11 protein-coding genes are annotated in these 10,510 nt (G+C 44.5%); 4 read left to right on the top strand and 7 right to left on the bottom strand.

Translation table 11 applies throughout. The annotated features are described in order from the left end of the window. Positions 1–15: 15 nt before the first annotated feature. Both EYQ95_RS12135 and mpl read right to left on the bottom strand, forming a co-directional pair. Positions 16–651, bottom strand: coding sequence for a flavin prenyltransferase UbiX (locus EYQ95_RS12135; RefSeq protein ID WP_207801119.1), 636 nt, complete (start codon positions 649–651; stop codon positions 16–18). After that, complete coding sequence (mpl, locus tag EYQ95_RS12140; protein WP_111916223.1) at positions 641–2,104, bottom strand: UDP-N-acetylmuramate:L-alanyl-gamma-D-glutamyl-meso-diaminopimelate ligase; 1,464 nt, start codon at positions 2,102–2,104, stop codon at positions 641–643. The genes EYQ95_RS12135 and mpl overlap by 11 nt, the downstream gene beginning before the upstream one ends. Positions 2,105–2,225: 121 nt before the next feature. Here mpl and EYQ95_RS12145 point away from each other — a divergent pair, with 121 nt between their 5' ends. Genes EYQ95_RS12145 through EYQ95_RS12155 form a run of 3 tightly spaced genes read left to right on the top strand, consistent with a single transcriptional unit; the run spans position 2,226 to position 4,319 of the window. Next, positions 2,226–3,218: a class 1 fructose-bisphosphatase gene (locus tag EYQ95_RS12145; protein ID WP_111916224.1), complete on the top strand. Its 993-nt coding sequence runs from the start codon at positions 2,226–2,228 to the stop codon at positions 3,216–3,218. 45 nt (positions 3,219–3,263) lie between these two features. Then, positions 3,264–3,797 carry an inorganic diphosphatase gene (gene ppa / locus EYQ95_RS12150; protein ID WP_111916225.1) on the top strand — a complete coding sequence of 178 codons (534 nt, stop codon included), beginning with the start codon at positions 3,264–3,266 and terminating at the stop codon, positions 3,795–3,797. A gap of 24 nt (positions 3,798–3,821) precedes the next feature. Then, complete coding sequence (locus tag EYQ95_RS12155) at positions 3,822–4,319, top strand: DUF3299 domain-containing protein (protein WP_207916393.1); 498 nt, start codon at positions 3,822–3,824, stop codon at positions 4,317–4,319. Here EYQ95_RS12155 and EYQ95_RS12160 read toward each other — a convergent pair. Further along, positions 4,316–6,541 carry an EAL domain-containing protein gene (locus EYQ95_RS12160; protein WP_111916226.1) on the bottom strand — a complete coding sequence of 742 codons (2,226 nt, stop codon included), beginning with the start codon at positions 6,539–6,541 and terminating at the stop codon, positions 4,316–4,318. The two genes, EYQ95_RS12155 and EYQ95_RS12160, sit on opposite strands and share 4 nt — an antisense overlap. 152 nt (positions 6,542–6,693) lie before the next feature. On the opposite strand from EYQ95_RS12160, the gene EYQ95_RS12165 reads away from it, so the two are divergent. Further along, on the top strand, positions 6,694–7,527 hold the full coding sequence (locus EYQ95_RS12165) for a TIGR03899 family protein (protein WP_111916227.1): 834 nt from the start codon (positions 6,694–6,696) through the stop codon (positions 7,525–7,527). Here the strand turns inward: EYQ95_RS12165 and EYQ95_RS12170 are convergent. The 4 genes from EYQ95_RS12170 to EYQ95_RS12185 form a co-directional block, all read right to left on the bottom strand. Beyond that, positions 7,524–8,294, bottom strand: a complete 771-nt coding sequence (locus EYQ95_RS12170) for a TIGR04219 family outer membrane beta-barrel protein (protein ID WP_111916228.1) — start codon at positions 8,292–8,294, stop codon at positions 7,524–7,526. The two genes, EYQ95_RS12165 and EYQ95_RS12170, sit on opposite strands and share 4 nt — an antisense overlap. A gap of 76 nt (positions 8,295–8,370) precedes the next feature. Continuing rightward, positions 8,371–8,796 carry a copper chaperone PCu(A)C gene (locus tag EYQ95_RS12175; protein ID WP_165831998.1) on the bottom strand — a complete coding sequence of 142 codons (426 nt, stop codon included), beginning with the start codon at positions 8,794–8,796 and terminating at the stop codon, positions 8,371–8,373. Between the two features lie 61 nt (positions 8,797–8,857). Beyond that, positions 8,858–9,145 (bottom strand): hypothetical protein, encoded by a 288-nt coding sequence (locus EYQ95_RS12180; protein ID WP_111916230.1) that lies wholly within the window; start codon positions 9,143–9,145, stop codon positions 8,858–8,860. A 195-nt stretch (positions 9,146–9,340) separates the two neighbouring features. Continuing rightward, positions 9,341–9,985, bottom strand: a complete 645-nt coding sequence (locus EYQ95_RS12185; RefSeq protein ID WP_111916231.1) for a hypothetical protein — start codon at positions 9,983–9,985, stop codon at positions 9,341–9,343. Positions 9,986–10,510 lie beyond the last annotated feature (525 nt).

The raw sequence follows: 10,510 nt of genomic DNA on the forward strand, positions 1-10,510 counted from the left end.
TAACTCCTAACCGTTTTATTCTTGATGACCGTAGCCCCACTTAGGGGCTAAGGTTTGAGGTAAATCGAGATGATCGAGAATGCGTGCGACAACAAAGTCTATTAAATCTTGTATCGACTGTGGTTGATGATAAAACCCAGGCGACGCAGGCATAATGGTCACGCCCATCAATGCGAGCTTATGCATATGCTCTAGGTGAATCGCGTTAAACGGCATTTCCCGTGGCACCATAATCAGTTGACCACGCTCTTTCAGCACCACATCCGCTGCACGTTCAATCAAGTTGTCGCTTGCCCCAGTTGCTACAGCTGATAGCGTTCCAGTAGAACACGGGCAAATAATCATACGATGAGGCGCAGCAGAGCCCGAAGCAACAGGGGAAAACCACTCTTCTTTGCCGTATACATGGAGGCTCTCTTGACCAACTTCAACCCCGTTCTCGGTAAGCCAGTCACTCAACTGCTGCTTCTGTAACTCTGGGGCAGCTGATAACTTGAGTCCATGCTCAGTTGCTAGAACCACTCGTGCGGCACTAGAAACCAGTACATGTACCGTTTGCTTTTGTTCAATAAGCTTCTCTAGCAACCTAAGCGCATACGGAGCACCAGAAGCTCCTGTTAAAGCCAAAGTAATGTCTTGTTTAGACTTCATTATATTCTCCATAGGCTTCGTTTAGAAACGCGATGAGTTTTTCATGAATGCCACCAAAGCCACCATTACTCATAACCAGCCAATGCGCCTTTGCAGTCTTTGAATGGGGCGTGCAATTTTCAGTAAGGTCTGTCACTAGAGTTGCTAAATCAGAAAAGAGGTGCCAACCATTGCTCGCAAGTTGGGCCTCGTTTTCTAGCCACTGTGCACCTTCAGGTTGTAGCACATAAACCTCGTCAGCTTCAGCCAGAGCAGATGCCAGTTTTCCCTGATGCACCCCCGCTTTCATGGTGTTTGAGCGTGGCTCGAAAATCGCTATGATTCTTTCATCTTCGCCTACCTTATGGCGCAGCCCTGAAAGGGTTGTGGCAATCGCTGTCGGATGATGGGCAAAATCGTCATACAATGTAACCCATGGATACTTCGCTCTTACTTCCATACGTCGAGCTGGAGCAGCAAATGACTGTAGCGCTTCTGCAGCTTGCTCAAGGCTAACTCCCACCTTTCTAGCAGCCGCTGTGGCCATCAATGCATTTTTCACGTTGTGCTCGCCCAAAAGAGGCCATGTAACCTGTTGCTTGTTCGTTGTTTCCACTAGCGTAAATTTTTCGCCAGCAGCCGAACTATCTTCAACATGAAGATGCTCTTGCGCACCAACAGGGTAAACCTCTGACCAAACACCTTGTTCTAATACTTGTGCAATGGCGTTGTCTTGCTCAGGAACTATGACATGCCCCGAGGAAGGAACGAGACGAAGCGCATGAGCAAACTGCCTTTGAATTGCCGCAAGATCAGGAAAAATATCGGCATGATCAAACTCAAGATTATTAATGACAAAAGTATCTGGATAGTAATGGACAAATTTAGAACGCTTGTCGAAAAACGCTGTGTCATACTCATCGGCTTCAATAACAAAGTAACGACTCTCAGTATTGCGTGCCGTTAGGTTGAATGGGCGAACAACTCCCCCCACTAAAAACCCCGGATTGAGTCCTGCCGCCTCTAGGATATTAACTAACATACTCGCAGTCGTGGTTTTTCCGTGTGTACCCGCCACCGCAAGAACGTGTTTATCCCGTAGTAAGGCTTTCCCCAACCACTCTGGGCCAGAAAGAAACGGGATATTTTGCTCAAGTAACCACTCGACCAAAGGATGCCCACGACTCATGGCATTACCGACAATAACGAGGTCTGGAGGCGTTTCAAATTGCTGCGGGTCGAGGCTATCGGTAACATCAATGCCTAAGTTTTCAAGCTGCGTACTCATCGGTGGGTAAACATGTGCGTCCCAGCCGGTAACTTTCAATCCCATGTCACGAGCCAAGGCCGCAATACCGCCCATAAAAGTGCCGCAAATACCGAGAATATGAATATGCTGTGCCAAGATAACTTCCTGTGCTAGAAGCAAATTTAAGATAGGGTTTATTGTAACATTGCTAGCTAAATACCGCATGACTGGATTTCACATTCAACCTTCCGTTAATTCGGGCATTTATAATTGAAATCGGTTACAATACCGCGCGTTTTTGTTCACTCTTAACTTTCACTGAAACCCAGCAATTGAGAGGCTATACATGCAACGCTTAATTCCGGTATTAAATAACGACCACGTACCGCTCCATTTAATATCTGTTATCAATACGCTCCTCACTGCTGCAAAAGAAATTTCACATCGTCTTCACCAAGGTAGCTTAGCGGGCACTTTAGGATCGACCTTAGACGAAAATATCCAGGGTGAAACTCAGAAAAAGCTGGATGTTGTTTCAAACCAGTTGATCAAAAATATGTTGTTGGAAACCAACCTAGTTCATGCTGTAGCTTCGGAAGAAGAAGACGACGTGGTTATGGGAAATCCTGACGCAAAATACCTTGTTGCGTATGACCCATTAGACGGCAGTTCAAATATAGACATTAACGGTTCTGTCGGCACTATTTTTTCAATTCTGGAAAAGCCAAAGCACGCGGCGTCTGGAAAAGAACTATTTTTACAAACTGGCGACGAGCAAATTGCTGCCGGTTATATTCTTTATGGTCCGTCAACCATGTTAGTGCTCACTACGGGTAAAGGTGTTCGTGTATTCACGCTAGACCATACTGTGGGTGAGTTCTTACTCACTGTCGAGCAAGTCAACATTGCTCAAGACACGCAAGAATTTGCCATTAACATGTCAAATGAGCGCTTTTGGACGCCACCTATGCAGGCATATATCCAAGACTTGCTGAAAGGAAAGGAAGGCCCAAGGGAAAAGAATTTTAATATGCGTTGGTGTGCAGCAATGGTTGCCGACGTTCATCGCGTTCTGTCGCGCAGTGGAATATTCACTTACCCTGCGGACTATAAAAATGCGGATAAACCCTGTAAATTGCGTTTGCTATATGAAGCAAATCCAATGAGCTTTATTGTTGAACAAGCAGGCGGTAAAGCAAGCACGGGTTACGAGCGTATTATGTCTTTGCAACCGACAGACATACATCAACGCATATCAGTGATTATGGGGTCTAAAAACGAGGTGAATGCGTGTTTGGACTACCACAAAAAAGTAGCTTGTGACCGCCCTGACCAGTAGTCACAACCCAAGATTAATTATTAGTGTTTAGAAAAGGAAAACATCATGAGCCTTAGCGACGTTCCTGCTGGCAAGAACATGCCAGAAGAAGTAAATGTGATTATTGAAATCCCAGCAAATGCCGACCCGATTAAGTATGAAGTAGACAAAGACACGGGTACCGTTTGGGTAGACCGCTTTATGTCTACACCTATGTTCTACCCATGCAATTATGGCTTCGTAAACGAAACGCTATCTCTTGACGGTGATCCGGTTGACGTACTAGTACCAACTCCGTACCCGTTAGCACCTGGTTCAGTGATCCGCTGCCGCCCTGTTGGTGTTCTTAACATGACCGACGAGTCTGGCGAAGACGCAAAAGTTATTGCGGTTCCTGTAAGCAAGCTCACCAAAGAATATGACCACATTCAAGATATCAATGACGTTCCTGAATTGTTGAAAGCTCAGATTCAACACTTTTTCGAGCGTTACAAAGAACTTGAGAAAGGCAAGTGGGTCAAAGTAGACGGTTGGGCCGACGCAGCAGCTGCGAAAGAAGAAATTAAAACGTCTTACGCTCGCGCTCAAGAAAAAGCCTAATAAGGTTATTACTCAGGAGGTTTTATGCTTTTCAACTCTTCGGTTAAAGCTGCTTTCATTGCTGTTGCCGCTAGTTTTCTAATGGCGAATACAGCTATTGCAGACGTCCGTGAAGTTAGATGGTCAGAATTAAAGCCGAGTGATTGGGAAGCACCTCCTGTTCAAGACCCTTCTTATTATGAAATGAACCCGGAAGCTCAGGTACAAACCAACTTAGACGCTCCTGTTGTAGAAGCTTTAGATGGTGAGACTATAAAGATTCCTGGTTATGTAGTGCAATTAGAAGGCGACGACCGTAACGTTACTGAGTTTTTACTTGTGCCTTATTACGGCGCTTGTATTCACGTTCCACCACCACCACCAAACCAAATTATACATGTAACTTTTCCTGAAGGGGTTCCTTACCCTGTTACATACGACGCAGTTTGGGTAACGGGCACGGTTAAAGTGGAGCACAGAGACTCTGACTTAGCGTTGGTGGGTTACCAAATGGTCGCCGAGGAAGTTGTCTCTTATTACTAAGATTTACCTTCCTGTAAGCAACATTTAGTCTGCTTTAAAAACGATTGAACTTGTTCAAGAGGCATGGGTTTCGCGAAATAGAAACCTTGAGCCTCTTGTATTTTAAGCCCCTCAAAATGCTTACGTTGCTCTTGAGTTTCAATACCTTCTGCAATGGTAGTTAGTCCTAATTCGTGCCCCATCCGAGTGATGGTTTCAATGATCACCGCTCCACTTTTAGTATCTGAGTTCTGCACGAATGTGCGGTCTATTTTTAACTTGCTTATGGGTAACTTCTGAATGTAATTCAAAGAAGAGAATCCAACTCCGAAGTCATCTACCGCAACACCAACTCCTTCACTTCTTAGACGCTTTAAAATAGCAATAACAGTTTCAGGGTCATCCATAATGATGGACTCGGTGATTTCTATTTCCAGACGACCTTCAGAAATATTGTATTGTTTTAATACGCGCTCTACCTGAGACGGAAAATCACTATTACGAAACTGAGGAATCGATACATTTACTGCCATTCTAAGAGGGCGTGCGCATATATCGCTCAGACTTTGTAAATCGCGGCATGCTTCTTCAAGAACCCATGCGCCAATGTCTACGACCAGCCCCGAGTACTCTGCCAATGGAATAAACTCATTGGGCGGAATAAAGCTACCGTCTTCTTGTGGCCACCTTAATAAGGCTTCGAAGCCAACGACTTCTCCTGTCGATATATTCACTTGAGGTTGATACCAAACCGCTAACTTCTCGTCTCGGAAATCACTCCGTAACCGACGTACTAGATGCAATCTCCTTGAGGTTTCCTCTTCCATTGCCGGGTGGAAATACGCGTAGCCATCAAGCCGATTCACTTTGGCAGCCTTTAAGGCTATGTAGCCTTGCTTAAGAATGTCTAACCCTGTGCTAGCGCCGTGAGTTTGCGTAAAGCCTGCAACTAGTTGAACTGGGATTCGATCTTCGCCCGCCATGTACGGTTCTTGAGCAATCTGTCGGATACGTTCGGGGGTTACCTCCTTGCGCGGTCCTATAACTCCATAAACATCAGCCCCAATGCGGGCGATAACAACGTCTTCCGAGAATGAACTCTGAAACCTATCACCAATCGCTTTCAATAATGAGTTACCCACTTCTTGCCCCAGTGTTTCGTTCACATCACTGAAATGACTTACATCACAAATTGCGTAAATATGATCGTGGCCTTCCTCATAAGAAAACTGTAGTAAACGACAAAATTCTGCTCTGTTCGGCAATCCTGTGAGTGGGTCTCTGTATGCGGCTGTTCGTAGCTCTTCGAATAAGTTCACGTTTTCAAAGCCAATAGAAATGTTAGCCAAGAAAATCTCTATAATTTGATGGTCAATATCCTCTAATGGGCGATGGTTGTCCAAGTAGGCTGCGGCATGATGCCCCTTACCTTCGATATAAAATACCGAGGCACCATCTAAGTAGATATGCGTTTGTGTTTCCAAGCATTTAGTTACCGCACTCTCGACTAATCTATTGTTAATCGACGACAATGATCGTTGAATAGAGGACGCGTAGTGACCGGCAGCTCCAAGTACGACTATGTCGTCTGTGTTGTCTTCCTTGTGAGTGCGCACACACAACAACCCTTCTGGAGACATACCCAGAAGTGACGCCAATTGAGTAACAACGCCCTCGGAGAAATTGATAATTGAGTGCCGCTCCATAAGCGTTGCGGCTGCTCGAATAATCTTCTCAAGGCCTTTGCGGTTTTGGGTGATGGTTTTCAGTTGCCGGTACGACCGAAGTGCTGTAACAACCGTAGTTAAAAGTTTATTGCGAGTTAAATCTGTTTTGGTCTTGTAGTCGTTGATATCATACGCGGTTATGACTTCCTCTTCAGGAGCATAACCAGGCTGGCCAGTACGAAGTACAATGCGGACGCTTTCGTTTTTTAAATCTTCACGAATACGCCTTACTGCTTTTAACCCTGCGTCTTCGGCTTCCATTACAACATCCAGCAAAACCATAGCGATATCGGGTTCCGCTTCTAAAATACTTATCGCTTCTTCTCCACTATATGCGTCGAAGAATTTTAATTGACGCCCCTCTAATACAAGGTCAGACAACGCTAACTTAGTAACAGCATGAATCTCTGGGTCATCATCGGCTATCAGTACCTGCCATGGAGCTTTACCACTGTGACTTACTCGTTCGGGTTCATCCGAGAACACTAATAAATCGTCTTTTGCCACTTCACCCATTCGCCCTTCCACCTTATCTCGATAAGAGAACTACGACGCACTATCGATATTCTAAGTGTAGCCAATAAATAAAAATAAACCGTTCTCAGTTAAATATTTTTCATCATAAACCGATAACAGAGGTTAGGGGAAATTGTAGGGAGGTTGAGTCTATGAAATCAGTCACACAGATTCAGCAAAAAAGAGCCAAGCTAAATACACTAAATAAGCTCGCGCTAAGTTTGGATTCGCTAGGTGTTCTGCCGCGTGACAGCGACAACTTTTTCGGTAATTTAGCTGAACGAGCAAGCAATAGAGCTTCACTATTTTCTGAAATGAAGCAGCAGAATATAGAAGCGATTACAGCCTTAGCACTGGAAAAAGCGTCATCACCGTCGTTAGCGCCACCGGAAACCGACTGGCTGATGGAGTTCATAGAGCTAGCAGAGCGCTCGTCCAACCCAAGAATGCAAGAACTTTGGGCCAAGGTTTTAGTGGCTGAAAGTATGGCTCCTGGAACGTTCTCTTTAAGAACTCTACGTTTACTTGCAAAAATAACTCCTTATGAAGCAGCAATTTTGCGTAAGGCTAAGTCTATAACGGTACTCGACTATCGACTGAAACGAAGTAAGATCATCATTGGTACAGAAGCGCGACCACCAAAATGGAACGTATTGCAACCCCCGTTAAAGAGACAGATTAACTTAGCGAAGTCGGGACTTAATTATCCAGATCTACTTACCCTCATGGATATTGGCATTCTACATGGGGAGAGTATTGAGTCTGGCCTGTTAAAGGTCGGAGAGAGTTTAAAGTTTCAATTCAACGGAGATGTTTTACAAATATGTCCGATGAAACCGAATTCGGTATTGAATTACTTGAAATACACCATGGTAGGCGAAGAGTTGTGCAAGCTTACTAAAGTAGAGCCTAATAGCCGATATATGAAGTCTTTGGAGGAGAATCTGCATGGTATATTCTCACTCCAAAGAACATCTACTCGTTAAAAATGGAGCGAAACGTTCAGGAACGGTCCGGTTAACGAGAAGTCGGTATAAAGGCCAGACGCATCGTCTAGCTGAAAGTCGAACTGGCGATACCCCAGGGCGATCACACCGTCAAAAGCCATCGTGTCCAAAAACTCATAACGGATTGATGCTTCCATATCGTAAACATCATGATCGCCAATAGGCACGGGCTGACCTTGAGCTCGAACAGAGAACCCCGTTAGCGGAAGGCCCGCTGTAAGTCTGAGATAGCCCATCGGCACAGTTTCAGAAATGTCTTGGCTGAACGTAGAGTTGCCATCTGAAACCATCATGCTTCCGTTAAATTTCTTAGCCGACAGACCAAAGTAGAACTCGATCAGGCTATTGTCGAACAAACGATAATAAAGCGTGTATGTGTCGTGGCCAAGATCCCAATTTGTTTCCAAATTACCCGGATCGGCGGGTACGTTAAATGTAGTACCGCGGATAGTTAAAGGATTTAAGTGAGCCGCAGTACCAGAACTCTCTAACCACTGCCGTTGTACCATGACGTTAGGCACGAACGGTACAAAATGATTCACATTAACGCTGAGTCGACTTGCGCCCTCGTCGTCCCAATTCCAGTTATGATCAGACGGAGACTGCGTAATCCCACCTTCGTTTTCCGCTTGCCAATATTGAGCCTCTGCATGAACGCCGAACAACCAATCGGCATTGGCGTTTGGTATAACTGCAACACCAGCGATTGCTGTTGCAGTGATTAAAGCTAGCTTATTCAATTTCATGTGGATTCCCTTTGTCCGTGTCTATGCTATGTATTTTACTACAAAACAAGGATATTTCCTGAAGTTAACGGTTTTATTAATGTTGGTGCTGACGCACTAATGGTTTAACTTCTGTTTCTACTTCCACTTGCGTTCCGTCGGAAAATAACAATGTTACGCGATGGGTATCGCCAGATACCAAAGGCTGTTGTAAACCAAGAAGCATTAAATGATAACCTCCTGGGCGAAGCATCACCGAGCTACCAGCGTTAATAGTTAAGCCTTCCATACGCTGCATACGCATTTGACCATTCTCATGCACGTGCTCGTGCACTTGAACTTCGCCAGCTATATCAATCTGAGCGCTAACCAACACCATGTCGTTTGAACTATGGTTCTCAATGGTACCAAATCCAGCACCATTCGGTTGTCCCGGTATGCTCTCTCTTAACCATAAAGAATCAGCGACTATGCCCTGACCTAAAACGGGAAAAGCGAACACAAGCGCGAATAACAAACTCAAACAATAACGCATATTAACCCTTGAGAATTAACAAAAATTTGAGCTATCACTTTACCCGAAATTAAGCCGCTTGGGTACGCTTATAAAACCATACTGCAATAAGACCAACGATCAGAACCGGTAGCCAAGCACCCATGGTCATAAGTAAAACCGCAGCGCCCGCAACTAAACAAGCTAAGAAAACGCTACCTAAAACTAGGAACGCCACAAAATAGATAAGGCCACCCACTAGCAAAAGTACGCCTAATGAAACGATTAAGCTGAACGCGCCACCCAAGATCGCACCGATTAATGCAGGGCCGAACATCACAGCTAAAATACATAAGAAAATAATACCTAGAACTTTCATTTCAAAACTCCAAACCACCGTTAAAGATACAACTACTATTCAATAACAATGCCAAAAAAAATAATTATTAGGTTTCAGATACTTATTCAAATTAAGCACCTTATTTGTTGAAACAACGAATGATGAAAGTAGGTCTTTTCACTAAAAAATAGTGATATTCACACTGTTGCAAGAATCACAAGGATAGGGGGTTAACTAAGGATTTCGCGGGACGATTTCTAGTGTATTATGAAACTCAATAATGGTTTCGCGATTAAAAACTTCGACCGCATTATTGGATAATTGAGAAATAATTTCTGCCTTTGTCTCTTCATCAGTAGAGTGATGTAAAGCCACGGGAAACCGTTCCTCAAATTTATCAACGAACAAAGCCTGCGCCTGATTTGTAACATATAGAGCTCGGAAGTCATCAGCCATACTCGCAGCAAACAATTGTAACTGTTCCAGACTCATTCTATCTAACGCATAGTAGCCATACCATGAATTTTCGGCCCCTAGCTGCCATACAAAGTTTCTTAGTTCCATTCCGGATAGTTGAGATATGTCTCTAGACATCAGGACATTAACTTCTTCGACTACCCATTCTGGAATAACGTAACCTTCATAAGTCACAGGATCAGCATCGCTTTGCGCAGCAAGATCAGGATCATTTACTTGCTGTACGTCTGGAGAGTCGCGATCGCTAATATCGGACGAAGCACGCAAAATCTGATCATTACTAGATGTTAGAGTAGCGGAATTTCCGAGATTGGTTTTCTCATCTTGCCTTAAAAGATCTGGAATAATGAATACACCTGTACCTACAAAGGCTAACGTTATTAAGATTAGTAACTTTCGCATATTCACCAAGTAAGAGAAATTTAACTTTAAGTAATAGCAGGACTTGGTTGGACGTCAATGATTGTTCTTTAGCTTACCGAGCTGTTGAATTCGAGGAGTACAACCATCATCGTACAGACCGCACAGCGGTCCGTACGAACGTAGCTCAATACCTAGCACGAACGCACAAGATAGGTGCTCGATGCACCTGGCTTGTGCTCTGACTTTATAATCTTGTGGAGATAACTCATGTTGAATAAGCATAGCTTCCATAAGAAAGGATTCCGATAGTCTCTCCACAGAGTCTCTGAGACAAGGATGTCGAAGAGAAGCCCCCATGGATGGGTTTACGGCGTCTCTGTGGAGAGACTATCGGGAGCCTTATGGAAGTTATGCGCTTAAGCAATGGTTAAATTTAGCCGGGCGCATGAACGAAACCCCAGCTGCTCTGGAATTGGGAGGAGCCATCAACAAAAAGCCCCTCGCTCAACGCGAAGGGCTTTAAGCCTGGACAGGCCTTCGCAGAGCTCAGCCCGTTCAGCAGGA

The sequence above is a fragment of the Lysobacter sp. N42 genome (assembly GCF_004344885.1).